Below are 17,198 nucleotides of genomic sequence, written 5' to 3'. Positions count from 1 at the left end.
AATAATTGCAAATGCAACTATTTCTTATTGTTTTTATTTAGTTTTTTCCCACACAGCTCTCATTTTGCGTCTAACATTAAAGGTAGGGGGCGAACTTTGTTTACCTCTAACCTTACTAATTTTGCGTTTCAGGGGGCCGATTATGAGTATATTTGAGCATTACCAACAGCGCTATGAGAAGAAGCTTGATGAAGAATATTCATTAGAAGACTTTTTAGCTATCTGTAAGAAAGACCGAAGTGCCTATGCTTCTGCTGCAGAGCGGTTATTGGTGGCAATCGGTGAGCCTGAGCTCATCGATACCTCTAAAGACCCTGTTCTCAGTCGATTATTTTCCAACCGTCTAATATCCCGCTATCCAGCATTTAAAGACTTTTACGGAATGGAAGAAGCCATAGAGCAAATTGTCGCCTATTTAAAGCACTCAGCTCAGGGGTTAGAGGAATCAAAACAGATCCTCTACCTGCTTGGACCTGTAGGTGGTGGTAAGTCATCGCTGGCTGAAAAACTCAAAGCATTAATGCAGAATGTCCCCATCTATGTGCTAACGGCCGATGGCGTACGTAGCCCAGTAAACGATCACCCTTTCTGTCTGTTTAATATCGATGAAGACGGGGAAATTCTAAAGCAAGAATATGGCATTCCTGAGCGCTACCTCAAAACTATCATGTCACCATGGGCTGTAAAGCGCCTGCATGAATTTGGCGGTGATATCTCCAAGTTTAAAGTTGTTAAGGTGTATCCCTCAATTCTCGATCAGTTAGCCATCGCGAAAACCGAGCCTGGAGATGAAAACAACCAAGATATCTCTTCGTTAGTCGGTAAGGTCGATATTCGTCAACTCGAACACTTTGCCCAGCATGACGCCGATGCTTATTCATACTCTGGCGCCTTATGCCGTGCCAATCAAGGGATGATGGAATTTGTGGAGATGTTCAAGGCCCCAATTAAGGTACTTCACCCGCTGTTGACAGCGACACAGGAAGGTAATTATAACGGCACTGAGGGGCTATCTGCCCTGCCCTTTAGCGGTATTATTCTTGCGCACTCTAACGAGTCTGAGTGGCAGACCTTTAGAAATAACAAGACCAACGAGGCGTTTCTTGACCGTGTTTATATCGTCAAAGTGCCCTATTGCCTCAGAATTTCTGAAGAAGTACGGATCTACCAGAAGTTACTTGCTAATTCAGAGTTAGCAAATACCCCTTGTGCGCCAGGTACATTAGAAACCTTGGCACAATTTAGTGTGCTCTCTAGGGTCGTTGCACCGGAAAACTCGTCTATTTACTCTAAGATGCGGGTATATGACGGTGAGAGTTTAAAAGACACAGATCCTAAAGCTAAATCTTATCAAGAATACCGTGACTATGCGGGTGTAGACGAAGGTATGCATGGATTATCGACTCGCTTCGCCTTTAAGATCCTCTCCAGAGTGTTTAACTTTGATCACACCGAAATTGCGGCAAACCCAGTGCACCTATTTTATGTGCTAGAACGTCAAATCGAGCAGGAGCAGTTTCCATCAGAGTCTGCAGAGCGCTATCTGGAGTTTTTGAAAGGTTACCTTATCCCCAAATATGTAGAGTTTATAGGTAAAGAGATCCAAACTGCGTATTTAGAGTCTTACTCTGAGTATGGTCAGAATATTTTCGACCGTTACGTCACCTACGCCGATTTCTGGATCCAAGATCAGGAGTATCGTGATCCTGAAACAGGACAGCTATTCGATAGAGCCGCGTTGAACTCTGAACTTGAAAAAATCGAAAAGCCTGCCGGGATCAGTAATCCAAAGGACTTCAGAAATGAAATCGTTAACTTCGTTTTACGCGCAAGGGCAAACAACGAAGGCACAAACCCGCTGTGGACGAGTTACGAAAAGCTGAGAACCGTCATCGAGAAGAAGATGTTCTCTAACACTGAAGATCTGTTACCAGTTATCTCTTTCAACGGCAAAACTTCGACAGATGATCAGCGTAAGCATGATGACTTTGTCAATCGAATGATGGAAAAAGGCTACACCCAAAAACAAGTAAGACTACTTTCAGAGTGGTATTTGAGAGTAAGAAAGTCTTCTTAAAAAGCCCTAAGGGGAGATTTTCTCCCCTTCTAATTGGCTAGGAGGTGCGCATGACAAGTTTCATTGATAGAAGGTTAAACTCTAAGGGTAAGAGTACTGTTAATCGACAGCGCTTTATCAATCGCTATAAAAAGCAGATAAAAAAAGCCGTTAGTGACGCCGTCACCCACCGTAGTGTTACCGATGTCGACAAGGGTGAGAAGATCAGTATTCCTACAAGAGACATCAGTGAGCCTACTTTTCATCAAGGTAACGGTGGCGTTAGAGAGCGAGTCCACCCTGGTAATGATAAATTTGCTAAGGGAGATCAAATCGAGCGTCCGCCATCTGGTCAAGGTCAAGGTGCTGGCCAAGGTGAAGCTTCAGACTCCGGAGAGGGTCAAGATGACTTTGTATTTCAGATCTCAAAAGATGAATATTTGGAACTTCTATTTGAAGATCTAGAACTACCAAACCTTCAAAATAATCGATTAAATAAACTGGTTGAATACCAAGTTTATCGAGCAGGTTTTACCAATGACGGTGTACCAGCCAATATCAATATTGTGCGCTCACTTCGCTCATCGCTTGCTCGAAGAACGGCGATGACCTCGACTAAAAAAGCCAAGTTAACCGAACTAGAGCAGGAGTTAGCGCTGCTAGAGAATACTCCCGGCTCTAAGGCCGAACGTATTTTAGCCATCAAAGAAGAGATTGCCGACCTTAAGCAGCGTATTAAGAAAGTCCCATTTATTGATACCTTCGATCTTAGATACAACAATTTCGCCAAACGTGAAGTACCGTCAAGCCAAGCGGTTATGTTCTGCTTGATGGATGTATCGGGCTCCATGGATCAAGCGACCAAAGATATGGCAAAACGCTTCTATATTTTACTCTATCTATTCTTGACTCGAACTTATAAGAATCTGGAAGTGGTGTATATCCGTCATCATACCCAAGCTAAAGAGGTGGATGAGCACGAGTTTTTCTATTCACAAGAAACGGGTGGGACCATAGTTTCCAGTGCACTTAAATTGATGCATGAAATTCAGCAAAAGCGTTACCCCGAAAACGAGTGGAACATTTATGCTGCTCAGGCTTCGGACGGTGATAATTGGGCTGACGATTCCCCCTCTTGTCATGAGCTATTAGAAAAGAAATTACTGCCCGTTGTTCGCTATTTCAGCTACATAGAGATCACCAACCGCGCCCATCAGACACTTTGGCGCGAATATGAAGATCTACAAAAGTCATACAGTAATATTGCCGTACAACATATAAAACAAGCTGAAGATATCTACCCAGTATTTAGAGAGCTATTTAAAAAGCAGGCTGTTTAGGGGGCGATTATGGAAAATCCAAACAAAAGAACACCATTAGACGATGGCCCAGATTGGAACTTCGACTTATTACAGACCTACCTTACAGAGATTGAACGGGTGGCTGATTTTTACCGATTAGATGCCTACCCTAACCAAATTGAGGTCATTACCGCAGAGCAGATGATGGACGCATACGCGGGAATTGGTATGCCCATAGGCTACACACATTGGTCATTCGGCAAACGCTTTATCGAAACGGAACAGGGATATAAGCGTGGTCAAATGGGGCTCGCTTATGAAATCGTCATCAACTCTGATCCCTGTATTGCCTACCTAATGGAAGAGAATACCATCACCATGCAGGCACTGGTGATGGCCCATGCGAGTTTCGGTCACAACAGTTTTTTTAAAGGCAACTACCTATTCAAAACCTGGACCGATGCCAGCTCAATTATTGACTACCTAGTATTCGCTAGAAATTATATCAGCGAATGCGAAGAGCTTTACGGCATAGACAAGGTGGAGGGGATTATCGACTCCTGCCATGCACTGATGAGTTACGGTGTCGATAGATATAAACGCCCCAGTGAAATCTCATTTAGAGAGGAGAAGATGCGTCAAAAGGATAGAGAGGCCTATCTTCAAAGTCAGGTGAACGAACTTTGGCGCACGATACCTGATCAACCACAGGAGGAAACTAAAGAGGATACGAAGCGTTTTCCATCTGAGCCGCAAGAGAACATTCTCTACTTTATTGAAAAGAATGCTCCTCTACTTGAGCCATGGCAGCGAGAGATTGTGCGAATTGTCAGAAAAATGGGCCAATACTTCTATCCACAAAAACAGACTCAAGTTATGAATGAAGGCTGGGCGACATTTTGGCACTATACCATCCTCAATCATCTCTATGATGAGGGGTTGGTAACGGATCGTTTCATGCTTGAGTTTTTACAAAGCCATACTAATGTGGTTGCTCAGCCTAGCTATAATAGCCCCTACTACAGCGGTATTAATCCCTATGCATTAGGCTTTAATATGTTTGTCGATATTAGGCGGATCTGTGAAAACCCAACCGACGAAGATAGGCAGTGGTTTCCGGATATCGCAGGCAGTGATTGGTTAACAACCCTACACTTCGCCATGGAAAACTTTAAGGATGAGAGTTTTATTAGCCAATATCTGTCACCTAATATCATCAGACAGTTTAAGCTATTTGCAGTTTTAGATGATGATCGGAAAAACCACATCAGCGTTTCGGCTATTCACGATGAAGAGGGATATAAAGCGATTAGGCAAAAGCTATCACAGCAGTATAACCTGTCTAATTTAGAGCCCAATATTCAAGTACAGAATGTCGAAATCACCGGTGACCGCTCTATCACCTTGAGATACATACCAAACAGCCGGATCCCACTGGCTGATACTTGCCATGAAGTGGTTAAACATCTACACAGGCTTTGGGGCTTTGATGTAAAGCTTGAGCAGTATGATGATGGTAAATCCCACATCATCGCATCCTGCCCAGAAAACACAGAAACGTCTTAATTTAGGCGATACACGAAAACCTAGATATAAAAAAAGCGCCTAATATGGCGCTTTTATCAAATCGACTTAAAAATTAAGCGAATTTGAAGTCAACGTGTTCAACCATTGGCTTGAACGCGTGACGTTGCATGTCTTGAACGCGAACTTTAACGTCTTTACCTTCTAGAGCGATAGTTAGCTCAGAAGTGTAGAAATCTTGGTTCTCTTGAATGTTGATGATGTCTTTGTGTTCAAAAACAATAGAGATAGCTTCTTTACCTGGACCGTAGATAACACCAGGAACTTTTTTCGCATGACGTAGGCGGCGGCTCGAACCTTTCCCGATTTCTGTGCGAACTTGTGCTGGAATAGTGTAAGACATATTTAACTCACTTAATAAAATATATAAAATAAACGGCCACGATTTTCGACCAACCATGACCTGCTAAAAGCGGGCGCATTCTACCATAGAAGATTACAGTTAACAAAGATTATCACATCAAGAATAAAACTTTGTTTACCCTACCATCACCAATGTCTTACCGGACCAGTATCGATATGAACAAAGCCAGATTTCGGATAATAACCAACACCACCAAGTTTAAGCTCTATAGCCGCTTCCCTAATATGGGCAAGCTTAACTCCAGGTAGAGCTAAATCTAATGCCATACCTTTCATATGATAGCTTTTTTTGGCTACACCGTTGCTTTGCTTTGCGAGCATTGCATTGGTTTTCGGCGAGCGATAGCCTGAAATCACATGCAGTTCATCTTTAAAACTCAATGACTCTCTTAACTGATAAGCGAAATCAAATAGGCGTTTATCCATTGGTGCGGCTTCATTTTGGCGGTGATCACGCAAGATCTGACTAAAATCAGTCAATATCTTACTCTGATAATCACCATCAACCCAGTAGCTTCCCTGCCCGCGTTCACCGGTATGGCGATTATAAAAGCCTAGGCTTCTAACTCCCTTGGTTGAACGACTTGCTTGTGCTTTAGAAGGCAACATAGAAAACATCGCTACGCCACCCAAACCTAATAATAACTGTCTACGAGAGGAACATACTACTGACAAACTGACACCACTGACTACTTTTCCAACAACTGGCAGGCAAATTACCCCGTCAGATCCAAGAAAGCAAGTAATTAGCCTAAATTAGTAAAAACTGCATTATAAGTCGTTGATCTGTGCACCACAGGGGTAAGTTAGCTAGAGCCAGCCTGCATCTGATAGATATCATTTCTATACTGCACTTGGTTGGAGTCATCTATCCAAGCAGTCCAATAAACTAAATGTACATCAAGCGTTGAGTTCAGTGCGAACCATTGAGTTCGCTTTCTGTCTGCATGCCTATCGACCCAGGTTTGCTTATCCTTAACTAAGTTTGCTGCCATCCAATTTGCCAAGCCCTCAACATTCTCGACTCTAATACAGCCTGATGAAAGCGCACGATTATTGCGCTGAAACAACTTCGGCTCAGAAGTATCATGCAGATAAACACTAAATTCATTCGGGAAGTAGAATTTATAACGCCCCAGCGTATTATTACTTCCTGGTCGCTGAACAAACCTAAATGGAAATGGCCCCTTGGCTAAATCACGCCACTGTTCGGGAGTTCTCACGACCAGTTTATTATTTCGGTCATACACATCAAAATTACGCTCCGCGATATAGTTACCATTTTTTCTAACCTGAGGTAACAGGTCGTTATAGAGTATCTTTTTGGGAACTCGCCAGCTTGGGTTTATCACAACATTAGAAATAGAGCTACTGAGAAGCGGTGTCGGCCTGTAAGGCTTGCCGACGATCACTCGGGAAACGAGTTCTACTTTGCCATTATTAAATAGCTCCATTTCAAACGCAGGGACATTAATAACGAGGAAGCGCTGCCCTCTCTGCGCCATAAATTCTGCTCGAGTCACAAAGTTTTTAGCTAAGATTAACGCCCGACTCTCAGGAGGCAAATTGATCCATTTTAATGTTTCTGGACCAATGATCCCGTCAGCTTTCAAACCATGGCGCCGCTGAAACCGTTTGATCGCGTCAACAATAAAAGGACTTAAACGAGTCGACTCGGAAGTAGCTGTTTTAGCGTCACCGAGCAACCACAAACGCCTTAAGACCTCAGAAACTATTGGATCATCCTGATTGGGGCGAACTAAATACTCAAGCTCAATCGGCTGCCACCAATCCTGCTCCGCTAACCATTGCAAGTGACGAATACGATTTTGAAGCTCTAGATATCCCGCCAATCGCGGCTCAATAGCCATCGCCCTAATAAATGGATCATTAGTCTGACTCAGCTCTTTATTACGAATGGGGATCTGACGTTGCAACCAAAACTGTGCGATATCAGATTCAATATTTATAAGCTGCTCTTTTGACAATCTAGACTCGAGAAGCGCTTTTTTATGATGATTAAACTTGTCGCTCTTATCGACCAAGGCAAGTACAGAAGCCTGCTGATATAACAACTTTTGAGCGCTCTGCAACCGCTCACTCGCAGATGAAGTTAAACTCAAAACAATCAATGCCATACAGCAAATAACACTCAAAACTCGCATTTAACCACCCTATTATCGCTAACATTTAAAGTATGGCAAACAATTATGTTTTGTATATGAGGGGGCATAAAATTAGTCGCTAAGTTTGTAAGCTTTGATTAGTTAGCGGAATTAAGATACAAAAAAGCTCCTGCGGAAGAGGAGCTTTAATAGCGTTATACAAGCCATAGTGAATAAGAAACTAGTTCACACTAAGCTCACCTTTACCGATTACCGTCTTACCCGTTGCTGGATAGTATTTCAGCTGCCAGTTTTTAACACCTTGGCTACGGTCATCCGCTATATAATTGTAATAACAATAGGTATCACTCGAGCTCAACGGTCCTCCAGAGTACCAGTAAATGATATCATCACCTTTATCGAAGGTATTATTACCATGGCTTTCTAAAGTATATTCATCATTATCTAGCAGTCCTTGCCAGATCTCTTTGCAATATTCCCCTTGTAGCTTTGTACCATTGTCGCTCTGGGAAGTATCCTTACCAAGAGGGTAGCCTGTTACTGAAGAATCGAGCGTACCATCACCATAGCAGGCTAAATCAACTTGATAGCCACTCTTCCCCGACGTTAACCAGCAGCTGTGGTACAACTTCACTGCTGACGTAAAACTACCAAAGGCGCTTTTGATCGATGCATCATGAGCATCTTGGTTTAGATTAATAAATTTGGGAGCGGCGATAACGGCTAAAATCCCTAACACTATGATAACCACCACCAACTCAATTAGGGTAAAGCCTTTAGCTAATACTTTCATAAAAAAATCCATTACAAAGAGATCGTGGACAATATAACTCTCAAATCCGGTTTCGTCACTTACGATTAATTAAGTTTAGTGAAATCATTAGAGATAACCCCCGTCTCTATGATTTTAGTCAAAGATCACAACACGCTAAATTAGAAACCTAACTTTCATTAATCAGTTATGCCGAGCGTTTAACTCATTACGCTGAAATTTCCGGTGACTTAATGCTTAAAGGGGAGTCATACGGTTTCAAGGCCAGATTTGAACTGGCACACCTTACTTTGTGAAGAGTGTGAGACTTCTCTTATAAAAAGCAATCCCTTGTACTTTCTTCATAAACAACGAATACAAAAAAACCTCAACACGTTAATGCAGAGGCTTTAATGATGGTACCCGTGGCCTGACTTTATCTGATACGGTTATTTAGTGAGGCATCTCTAATAAAAAGCAATCCCTTGTGCTTTCTTCATAAACAACAAATACAAAAAAAGCCTCCGCACGTTAATGCAGAGGCTTTAATGATGGTACCCGTGGCCAGACTTGAACTGGCACGGTTATTTAGTGAGGCATCTCTTATAAAAAGCAATCCCTTGTGCTTTCTTCATAAACAACAAATACAAAAAAGCCTCCGCACGTTAATGCAGAGGCTTTGATGATGGTACCCGTGGCCAGACTTGAACTGGCACGCTTATTCAGTGAGGCATCTCTTATAAAAAGCAATTCCTTGTGCTTTCTTCATAAACAACCAATACAAAAAAGCCTCCGCACGTTAATGCAGAGGCTTTAATGATGGTACCCGTGGCCAGACTTGAACTGGCACGCTTATTCAGCGAGGGATTTTAAATCCCTTGTGTCTACCGATTCCACCACACGGGCAAACTCTTTGACTCTGACGATACGTATTATCGGTATTAATACTGCTTGCTCTATTGTTTACACAACATGTAGCAAACTCATCAAACTCTTAAATTGTGGAGGCGCGACCCGGAGTCGAACCGAGATCGACGGATTTGCAATCCGCAGCATAGCCATTCTGCCATCGCGCCACATATTTAAATTGGAGCGACATATCGGGTTCGAACCGATGACCTATACCTTGGCAAGGTATCGCTCTACCAACTGAGCTAATGTCGCATTTCAATTTAATTCGTTTTCAAGTTGTTGCTTAGTTCGCTTCCCCTTGACTACGGAATGGCATTCTACCGATTTACTTCGAAGAGTCAACGCTATATTTATAGATAAAAATTCGTTTGCGCACTATTTGATCTTATCGGTGTTTTAACAGGCTATTCAGCCGTTAAATCTTTCCATGCGGCTAAAATATAACTGACCATAGACCAGAATGTCAGAACTGCAGCCACATAAAACAGCGCAAACGCTGCATAAGTGATTAGTTCATTCGGTTGCCAAATCAATCCGGTGATAGCGATCATCTGCGCAGCCGTTTTATATTTGCCAATCCAAGAGACGGCAACGGCGCCTCTCTTGCCAATTTCCGCCATCCATTCACGTAGTGCTGAGATCACGATTTCGCGACCGATCATGAATAACGCTGGTAGTGTCAGCCAAATATTACTGTATTCGGAAATTAACAAGACTAACGCCGTTGTCACCATGATTTTATCGGCAACAGGATCGAGGAAAGCACCAAAACGAGTCGACTGCTTTAATTTTCTCGCGGCATAGCCATCTAACGCATCTGTAACCGCTGCAAGCCAAAACACAAATGCAGCAGCAAAGGGAGACCAAGGTGCTGGTATATAAAAAAGTACAACAAAAACAGGTAACAGTAATAACCTGAACAATGTTAACGCAATAGGAATGTTAAACGGCATTTTAGAACCTAATATTCAAAAGCAGCGCCAATCTTGCCTTAATTTTGTTACCCTCGCAATGCATCATGTATCGTTTGTGCCATTTCTAAGCTAATACCTGGCACTTTTACCAATTCAGACACACTTGCTCCTTTAACTTCTTGCAAACCACCTAAATATTGCAGTAAGGCTTTACGCCGCTTAGGCCCAACTCCCGCAATCGACTCTAAGCTCGAGGTGTTGCGAGTTTTCTGGCGCTTGTTTCTGTGGCCAGTAATGGCAAAACGATGGGACTCGTCACGAATGTGTTGAATGAGGTGCAAAGCACCGGAGTCCGCTGGAAGCGTAAATGACTCTTCGTTCTCTCCGTAAATCAATGTTTCAAGTCCAGGCTTACGCCCTTCTCCTTTTGCAACACCTATCAAAGTTGGAGCATTGTCCAGCGAGACAAACTTCTCATCCACTATTTTCTGTGCGATTCGTAACTGCCCTATTCCACCGTCAATAAACAGGATATCCGGAACCTTGCCGCCACTGCCTATTTTATCAAAACGCCGAGTTATCGCCTGCTTCATCGCAGCATAATCATCACCAGGGGTAATCCCTGTAATATTATAGCGTCTGTAGTCAGCTTTATTCGGCCCCTCTCGGTTAAATACTACACAGGATGCTACAGTGCTCTCTCCCATGGTATGACTGATGTCAAAACACTCCATACGCTGAATTTGATTTGTCGACTCGATCGCTTCCTCTAGCAGGAGAAAGCGCTGTTCGATAGTATTTTTATGAGAAAGACGCGTATGAACAGCATTAGTAGCATTGGTCAACGCCAAGCGCAAAAAGCTTGCTCGTTCACCTCGTACCTGTGTTTTTATCTCAACTTTCTTGTTTAGAGCGGTTTGAATTGCGTCAGCTAGTTCATTTTTCTCATCGAATGGTTCACTGATTAAGATCTCTTTCGGTGTTAACCGCTGACTATCTGAATTCAGATAGAATTGCAGCATAAATGAGCGTAATACCTCAGACACTTCAGTGTTAACTGGAACCTTAGGGTAATAACTTCTGCTACCGAAAATCTTGCCTTCTCGGATAAATAGCAGATGAAAACAAGCAACGCCGGAAGCATAATATGCCCCTATCACATCCATATCACCCGATGCGTTCGATACTTCTTGCTGCTCGGAAACTCGCCTTAAAGCAGCAATTTGATCGCGATAGAGCGCCGCCTGCTCATAACGCATTTCGCTAGCAGCCAGCTCCATCTTATCAACCAGTACCGACATCACTTGTTTGTTCTTACCTTTTAAAAACAAGGTCGCGAGTCTGACCTGCTCCTGATAATCCTCTAGTGATACCTTGTCCACACATGGCGCACTGCATCGACCTATCTGATATTGAAGGCAAGGCCTTGAACGAGACTTATAGTAAAGATCATCACATTGCCTTATCGGGAAGATTTTCTGCATCAAATGCAGACTTTCTCGTACCGCGCCGCCATTAGGATACGGGCCAAAGTACTGTCCCTTATCACGCTTAGCACCGCGATGGTATGCCAAACGTGGATGTTTATGGTTACTCAAAAGAATATAAGGGTAAGACTTATCGTCACGCAGCAGTACGTTGTATTTAGGCATGTACTGCTTGATATAGTCATTTTCGAGGATCAAGGCATCGGTTTCACTATGGGTCACAGTGACATCGATATTTGCAATATGGGACACCAATGCCTGAGTCTTAACATTGGTTAAATTTTTACGAAAGTAAGAGGAAAGTCGTTTCTTTAAATCTTTAGCTTTCCCCACATAAATAACAACATCTTTATCATCATACATCCGATATACACCGGATGATGATGTAACTGTCTTTAAAAATTGTTCGGCATTAAACGCATCAGACATAGATAGAGGCTAGCTGTTTAGAATTGTCCTGTATCTAACATTTTATATCGAATAGCCAAGCGAGTCAGCTCTACATCTCCACCAATGCCCAATTTAGCGAATAAACGGTAGCGATAACTGTTGACTGTTTTTGGGCTCAAATTTAACTGCTCAGAGATCTCACTGACTTTTTCGCCATTGGTGATCATCAACATGATCTGCAGTTCTCTTTCCGAAAGTGACTTAAATGGATTATCTTCAGATTGGTTAAACTGACTCAATGCCATTTGCTGTGCAATTTCTGGCGACAAGTAGCGCTGACCATGTGCCACCTGTCTAATTGCCTGCAATACTTCTGGAGAGGTTGCCCCTTTGGTCAGGTAGCCAGATGCACCGGCCTGCATCACTTTGGTCGGAAAAGGATCTTCAGTATGAATGGTGAGCACAATAATTTTTGCATGTGCTTGAAAACGAAGGATCTTACGTGTCGCTTCTAAGCCACCGATGCCAGGCATGTTCATATCCATCAAAATTACATCGGCTTCATTCTTGCGACACCACTGAACAGCGGTTTCGCCGTCTCCCGCTTCCCCAACGACTTTAATGCCACGCTCGTCTTCGAGGATCCGCCGAATGCCTGTTCTGACTAACTCGTGGTCATCAACTAAATATACAGAGATCAAAGTCGCCTTACCTTTCGCTGTTCAACTTAAAGCCTGGGAATTAACAGACTCCAAATAGATAATGTTATAAAGGTCAATTTATCGCATCTAAGTGCATATAGAAAGTAAAAATTTAACTGATGTGATTCTGGGATATAGCTAAAGATACCAATGATTTTCAATCGCTTACATGGACTAAAAATGCAAAAAGGCAGCCTTTTGGGCTGCCTTTTCTGAATGTGGCGGAGAGATAGGGATTTGAACCCTAGATGGGCTACAAACCCATGCCGGTTTTCAAGACCGGTGCATTCGACCACTCTGCCATCTCTCCGAACGCCGTAAATATTATGCGTTTCCTTTGGTGATGTAAACCCATTCCTAGCAAAAAAATAGTCTGGCTGACGCTAGCGCTCAACTATTGGCCGATAAGTATGCTGCCATAGTCGCTATAGATTAATTAAACGACAACTTCATCACAGGTTCGAGTTCAAATATAGCGCCAAAGCGGTAACTGGCAAAGCTCGCTTAAAAATGTGCTAGTATCTCCCTACTAAAACTAGACATGCACTTTTATGAACTCAAACGTTATTCCTGTTTCCGCTCTTACTCCAAGTTTCAATCTTGCTGCTGAACAAGCGTTCATCTCAAGTCCTAAGGCAGATCTACTCGGTCAAGAGCGAAGCCTAGATGCATTTCGCTTACTCACCGAAACCGATAATCAGCATATGTATTTGGCCGATTATTTTGGTTGTAATCGAAAGCGAATTATCAATGCTTTAGTTAAAGAGCAAGGACAGTTCCCGACATCAAGCTTAATTCTTGATGAAGATAACGCCACCAGCTGGGTTGAGCATAAAGAGCAGCAAAACAAAATGCTTGCGACTAAGACTCATCAATATCAATATCTATCGGGGTCGATACGCAAAGCCGATCTAATTGGACGCTATAATAGTGAAACACAGACCTATGAGGCTGGCCTGCTTGCCAGTTGCCACTATCTGTTCATCTGTGCCGACTCATTATGGAAAAAAGAGAACCTGTGGGATCTACTACTCGAAATACTCGATAAGCAATCCTACCACGTCCACTCACAACTGCCTGCTGTCGCATTTAAATGTAAAGTAATCTTAATTGGCTCAAGCCACCAATATGGTAGCTGCTGGTTAGGCGAACCGAGCTTCTCACGCCACTTCCCTCTGCTTGGCGAATTGCTCAATGAGATGGATCTGTCTGAGCATACCGCATTGGATTACTGCCAATGGCTAGCTCACATATTTAATGATCTTAATATCACGCTAACGCGCTCTGCTCTGCTATTGCTGTTGCAATACAGCTCAAAGCTTGCGGATCATCAGCAGCGCCTTAGCCTAATGGCGGTAAATATAGAACAACTGTTGGCTCAAGCTAAAGCTTATGCTCAAAGCCTTGAGATCTCTGAACAGGTGTTACTGCACAGCATTGGCATGATTAACCAGCGCCATAATGCCTCAGAAAAACTCTCAGAGCAGAATTTTGATGATCTCTTTATCAACCTACCTACCCAGGATGAAATCATAGGCCAGATTAATGGTCTAACCGTGGTTGAAAACGCAGAGTTTAGTTACGGTGAACCTGCGCGAATTACCGCGTCTGTTCATTATGGTGACGGTGAGGTGGCCGATATTGAGCGCAAGTCGGAATTAGGTGGAAATATTCACGCAAAGGGAATGATGATCCTCTCTGCCTGCCTCTATCGGATCTTCGGTAAAGATGCCCCGCTGCACCTCAACGCCAATATTGTATTTGAACAGTCCTACCAAGAGATCGATGGTGACAGTGCGTCTCTTGCAGAATATTGTTGTTTAATTTCAGCTATTTCAGAGAAACCAATTAAACAGAGTTTGGCAGCGACTGGCGCAATTGACCAATTTGGTAATGTCCAAGCCATTGGTGGCGTTAACGAGAAAATTGAAGGCTTCTTTAAGCTTTGTAAACGTCGAGGACTGACTGGTCAGCAAGGTGTAATAATTCCTAGCTCTAACATGCAACAACTCAATTTACATCACGATGTGGTCGAAGCTATCACTGCTGGTAAGTTCACCTTATATCAAGTGAAGCATATTGATGAGGCCGTCGAGATCTTGATGCAAACACAAGCAGGTACAGCCGATGAAGACAACCAATTTCCAGATGACTCACTCTATGGCTTAGTGCAATCACGCTTAGAAAACTTAGCCGGGTATCAAGAGGAGGAGAAGAGCCTTTTTGCAAGATTGATCGAGAAATTAGGATTTTCTAGCTGATCGGAGTTGTTTAGCGTACACGTGTTCGCTAACCTTGGCGACTCAAATTGCTGGAGTATCTAAAATAATGAGTAACGCAAACAGTTTTACCAAAGAAGACCTTATTGCCTGTGGACTTGGCAAACTATTCGGACCTAATTCTCCGAGACTACCTAAAGACAACATGTTGATGATCGACCGTGTTCTTAAAATTAACGCGGATGGTGGTGAATTCGGTAAGGGTGAAATTGTTGCTGAACTCGATATTAATCCTGAGCTTTGGTTCTTTGACTGCCACTTCGCCGGTGACCCCGTTATGCCGGGATGTTTAGGTCTTGATGCTATGTGGCAGCTAGTCGGATTCTTCCTCGGCTGGGAAGGCGCAGAGGGCAAAGGGCGAGCGCTAGGTGTAGGTGAAGTCAAATTTACTGGTCAAGTACTACCTGAAGCGAAAAAAGTCACATATAAGCTAACGATTAAGCGTAAGGTATACCGTAAGCTGGTTATGGGTATTGCCGATGCCACTATGGAAGTGGACGGCCGTGAGATCTATAGTGCTAAAGATCTTAAAGTCGGTATCTTTACTGACACCACTAGCTTCTAGTTCCTAGACATTACACTAGCTATACCGCAATAAAAATGCCCTCTTACAAAGAGGGCAAAATTGTTTCTCAACGATTGTTTACTTCAAGATAATTCTTAGAATTAGGTTACTGAGTCTTGTTTATTCATCAGCCTTACTTATTAAATAAACCGCTCAGCCGACCATCAATGCCTTCACGCCAACCTCCAAGCCATTGTGATTTTGAATCTAGTGTCGAATATGGACATATCTCTTTCGACCGGCCACCAATTCCTGCTTGAAAGCCTTTCGAAAAAGCTCTATCTAATCGATCTCTTTTTTGTCTTTTCATGCAAGCATCCTCTCTGAGATAACAAAAGAAGCTAACGCTTCACCACCATAAATAATGCTTTTTAAACTCAAGATCAATCCCTAAAAAACCCAAAAACATAGGTTAAAATTTAAGCTATTGAGAAATCTTACAAATTTATTGCAAAAAAAATCGAGGCACATACCTCGATTTTTATTAAGTAAATAATCTATTCAGCCTTACTTAACTCGACGTCTAAACCATAGCAAAGGTAAGGTTAGAAGCCATGCAAAACTTGCTGCACCTTTACGCTCATAGTTATCATTACTGCCATCATCATCCTTAACCGTACAAGCTTCTGCGCCCGATGTACTCGGTTGTAACACGACCATACGTGGCAGGAATGAGGTTACAGGATCACCGTAGCCGTTTACCTCAAAGAATGGTAAACCGTTTTCACCTATCACTAAGTTACCGTCTTCATCGAACTTATATGATGGTTTACGAATAAAGGCGGTTCCTACAATAGTGCCGTCTTCGTTGATGCTGTTACCCTCAACGACAATGATCTCACTCTTATAGGTCAAGGTCTTACCCGAGCCATCTTGCACTTCAACTAAGTTACGCTCCCACTCACCATCAGCATTCTTTTTGTAGCCTTTCGAGTCACAGGTCAGTAAATCGTTTACATTGCTAAACTCATCCTTTGGTAGATCATACAAGAAAGCGGCTTTAGGGCGTGGCTTCTCTTTATCGTGTGTCGTCTCGATATAACCGACAACTTGACCTTGGTTGTTAATATCACGCGCACGGCTACTCAAGTCCGATAGGTTCTCATAGAAGTCGTTAGGCGTAACCAGCGCAGTTTCTGGGTTATTTGTATCGAAATAGAAGAACTTATCTCTTCTATAGCCATTGATGTACTTGTTGTAGCTACCGACTAAGATGCCATTGTCGTTGATGTCATAAGCAATCGATGAATAGACATCTTTGACTTTATCAACGTCAACCCAGTGATACTTGTACTCTTCAACGCCACTTTCATTAAGCTCTTTTGTCCAGTAGGCCGCATCGTAATACAATCTGTCTTTATCGTTTTTACGATAAACGTAAGAACGTCCGGCAACAACCCCTTCATTATTGACGCCTAAACCTTGAGCGCTATAAACGTTGTCATTGGTCACTTCTAGACCAAGTGGTAGCTCTGTCGCGGTGACACTGCCTGACTCATACTGCCAAACATAGCCTCGCATCTGATATTGAATATCACTGTAACCGTATTGATTTGGAAACTGCTTAGCTTGAATACAGATCTCTTGCGGAGCCGTGTCACTATTACTATCTACGCAAGAGTTAATAATATTGGCACTGTTATCGCTGATGTCGGTACTGGCATAACCCGCCACTAAACCACTAGCGTTAACCGCTGCAGCACTAGAGAAACCACCAAGATTAATAGTTTGCTCATCTGACTCACCTTCCTTATAGATATATTCACTAT

At 42.8% G+C, this 17,198-nt stretch carries 14 protein-coding genes and 4 tRNA genes; 5 read left to right on the top strand and 13 right to left on the bottom strand.

The window, feature by feature from the left end; genetic code table 11:
* Nucleotides 1–142: 142 nt before the first annotated feature.
* The 3 genes from K5Q92_RS14345 to K5Q92_RS14335 are packed head-to-tail and all read left to right on the top strand — an operon-like array spanning nucleotide 143 to nucleotide 4,923.
* On the top strand, nucleotides 143–2,077 hold the full coding sequence (locus K5Q92_RS14345; RefSeq protein ID WP_220769677.1) for a PrkA family serine protein kinase: 1,935 nt from the start codon (nucleotides 143–145) through the stop codon (nucleotides 2,075–2,077).
* Nucleotides 2,078–2,127: 50 nt separating this feature from the next.
* Nucleotides 2,128–3,396, top strand: a complete 1,269-nt coding sequence (locus tag K5Q92_RS14340) for a YeaH/YhbH family protein (protein WP_220769676.1) — start codon at nucleotides 2,128–2,130, stop codon at nucleotides 3,394–3,396.
* A gap of 9 nt (nucleotides 3,397–3,405) precedes the next feature.
* The gene (locus K5Q92_RS14335; protein ID WP_220769675.1) at nucleotides 3,406–4,923 is read left to right on the top strand and encodes a SpoVR family protein; all 1,518 of its coding nucleotides are present in this window, start codon (nucleotides 3,406–3,408) and stop codon (nucleotides 4,921–4,923) included.
* A 73-nt stretch (nucleotides 4,924–4,996) separates the two neighbouring features.
* Here the strand turns inward: K5Q92_RS14335 and rplY are convergent, their stop codons facing one another.
* The 11 genes from rplY to K5Q92_RS14280 all read right to left on the bottom strand — a co-directional run bounded on the left by rplY (nucleotide 4,997) and on the right by K5Q92_RS14280 (nucleotide 12,895).
* The gene (rplY, locus tag K5Q92_RS14330; protein ID WP_220769674.1) at nucleotides 4,997–5,284 is read right to left on the bottom strand and encodes a 50S ribosomal protein L25; all 288 of its coding nucleotides are present in this window, start codon (nucleotides 5,282–5,284) and stop codon (nucleotides 4,997–4,999) included.
* A gap of 146 nt (nucleotides 5,285–5,430) precedes the next feature.
* Nucleotides 5,431–5,922, bottom strand: coding sequence for a DUF882 domain-containing protein (locus tag K5Q92_RS14325; RefSeq protein ID WP_374758452.1), 492 nt, complete (start codon nucleotides 5,920–5,922; stop codon nucleotides 5,431–5,433).
* Nucleotides 5,923–6,110: 188 nt separating this feature from the next.
* Entirely contained in the window at nucleotides 6,111–7,469 is a 1,359-nt protein-coding gene (locus K5Q92_RS14320) for a murein L,D-transpeptidase (protein WP_220769672.1), read from the bottom strand.
* 181 nt (nucleotides 7,470–7,650) lie between these two features.
* The gene (locus tag K5Q92_RS14315; protein WP_220769671.1) at nucleotides 7,651–8,223 is read right to left on the bottom strand and encodes a type II secretion system protein; all 573 of its coding nucleotides are present in this window, start codon (nucleotides 8,221–8,223) and stop codon (nucleotides 7,651–7,653) included.
* Between the two features lie 778 nt (nucleotides 8,224–9,001).
* Nucleotides 9,002–9,087, bottom strand: a tRNA-Leu gene (locus K5Q92_RS14310).
* A gap of 96 nt (nucleotides 9,088–9,183) precedes the next feature.
* Nucleotides 9,184–9,257 (bottom strand) — tRNA-Cys (locus K5Q92_RS14305).
* Between the two features lie 12 nt (nucleotides 9,258–9,269).
* Nucleotides 9,270–9,345 (bottom strand) — tRNA-Gly (locus K5Q92_RS14300).
* 152 nt (nucleotides 9,346–9,497) lie between these two features.
* Nucleotides 9,498–10,046: a CDP-diacylglycerol--glycerol-3-phosphate 3-phosphatidyltransferase gene (pgsA, locus tag K5Q92_RS14295; RefSeq protein ID WP_220769670.1), complete on the bottom strand. Its 549-nt coding sequence runs from the start codon at nucleotides 10,044–10,046 to the stop codon at nucleotides 9,498–9,500.
* Between the two features lie 47 nt (nucleotides 10,047–10,093).
* Nucleotides 10,094–11,923 (bottom strand): excinuclease ABC subunit UvrC, encoded by a 1,830-nt coding sequence (gene uvrC, locus K5Q92_RS14290; RefSeq protein WP_220769669.1) that lies wholly within the window; start codon nucleotides 11,921–11,923, stop codon nucleotides 10,094–10,096.
* A gap of 17 nt (nucleotides 11,924–11,940) precedes the next feature.
* Complete coding sequence (gene uvrY, locus K5Q92_RS14285; protein WP_220769668.1) at nucleotides 11,941–12,585, bottom strand: UvrY/SirA/GacA family response regulator transcription factor; 645 nt, start codon at nucleotides 12,583–12,585, stop codon at nucleotides 11,941–11,943.
* Nucleotides 12,586–12,804: 219 nt separating this feature from the next.
* Nucleotides 12,805–12,895 (bottom strand) — tRNA-Ser (locus tag K5Q92_RS14280).
* A 241-nt stretch (nucleotides 12,896–13,136) separates the two neighbouring features.
* Here K5Q92_RS14280 and K5Q92_RS14275 point away from each other — a divergent pair.
* Together K5Q92_RS14275 and fabA are read left to right on the top strand one after the other, a co-directional pair.
* Entirely contained in the window at nucleotides 13,137–14,846 is a 1,710-nt protein-coding gene (locus tag K5Q92_RS14275; protein WP_220769667.1) for a S16 family serine protease, read from the top strand.
* Between the two features lie 67 nt (nucleotides 14,847–14,913).
* Entirely contained in the window at nucleotides 14,914–15,429 is a 516-nt protein-coding gene (gene fabA, locus K5Q92_RS14270) for a bifunctional 3-hydroxydecanoyl-ACP dehydratase/trans-2-decenoyl-ACP isomerase (RefSeq protein WP_220769666.1), read from the top strand.
* 133 nt (nucleotides 15,430–15,562) lie between these two features.
* On the opposite strand, the gene rmf is transcribed toward fabA, so the two are convergent.
* Complete coding sequence (rmf, locus tag K5Q92_RS14265) at nucleotides 15,563–15,739, bottom strand: ribosome modulation factor (RefSeq protein ID WP_012155190.1); 177 nt, start codon at nucleotides 15,737–15,739, stop codon at nucleotides 15,563–15,565.
* A gap of 197 nt (nucleotides 15,740–15,936) precedes the next feature.
* A partial coding sequence (locus tag K5Q92_RS14260; protein WP_220769665.1) for a DUF3466 family protein occupies nucleotides 15,937–17,198 on the bottom strand: 1,262 nt, incomplete at its 5' end.

The organism is Shewanella sp. MBTL60-007, from assembly GCF_019654915.1.
GTDB lineage: Bacteria > Pseudomonadota > Gammaproteobacteria > Enterobacterales > Shewanellaceae > Shewanella.
This window is presented reverse-complemented; position numbering and strand designations above follow the sequence as displayed.

Excerpts from the sequence above, each read along its gene's own strand:
- K5Q92_RS14345 (WP_220769677.1), top strand. The coding sequence starts at position 143 with ATGAGTATATTTGAGCATTACCAACAGCGCTATGAGAAGAAGCTTGAT.
- K5Q92_RS14340 (WP_220769676.1), top strand. The coding sequence starts at position 2,128 with ATGACAAGTTTCATTGATAGAAGGTTAAACTCTAAGGGTAAGAGTACT.
- K5Q92_RS14335 (WP_220769675.1), top strand. The coding sequence starts at position 3,406 with ATGGAAAATCCAAACAAAAGAACACCATTAGACGATGGCCCAGATTGG.
- rplY (WP_220769674.1), bottom strand. The coding sequence starts at position 5,284 with ATGTCTTACACTATTCCAGCACAAGTTCGCACAGAAATCGGGAAAGGT.
- K5Q92_RS14325 (WP_374758452.1), bottom strand. The coding sequence starts at position 5,922 with ATGTTTTCTATGTTGCCTTCTAAAGCACAAGCAAGTCGTTCAACCAAG.
- K5Q92_RS14320 (WP_220769672.1), bottom strand. The coding sequence starts at position 7,469 with ATGCGAGTTTTGAGTGTTATTTGCTGTATGGCATTGATTGTTTTGAGT.
- K5Q92_RS14315 (WP_220769671.1), bottom strand. The coding sequence starts at position 8,223 with ATGAAAGTATTAGCTAAAGGCTTTACCCTAATTGAGTTGGTGGTGGTT.
- pgsA (WP_220769670.1), bottom strand. The coding sequence starts at position 10,046 with ATGCCGTTTAACATTCCTATTGCGTTAACATTGTTCAGGTTATTACTG.
- uvrC (WP_220769669.1), bottom strand. The coding sequence starts at position 11,923 with ATGTCTGATGCGTTTAATGCCGAACAATTTTTAAAGACAGTTACATCA.
- K5Q92_RS14275 (WP_220769667.1), top strand. The coding sequence starts at position 13,137 with ATGAACTCAAACGTTATTCCTGTTTCCGCTCTTACTCCAAGTTTCAAT.
- fabA (WP_220769666.1), top strand. The coding sequence starts at position 14,914 with ATGAGTAACGCAAACAGTTTTACCAAAGAAGACCTTATTGCCTGTGGA.
- rmf (WP_012155190.1), bottom strand. The coding sequence starts at position 15,739 with ATGAAAAGACAAAAAAGAGATCGATTAGATAGAGCTTTTTCGAAAGGC.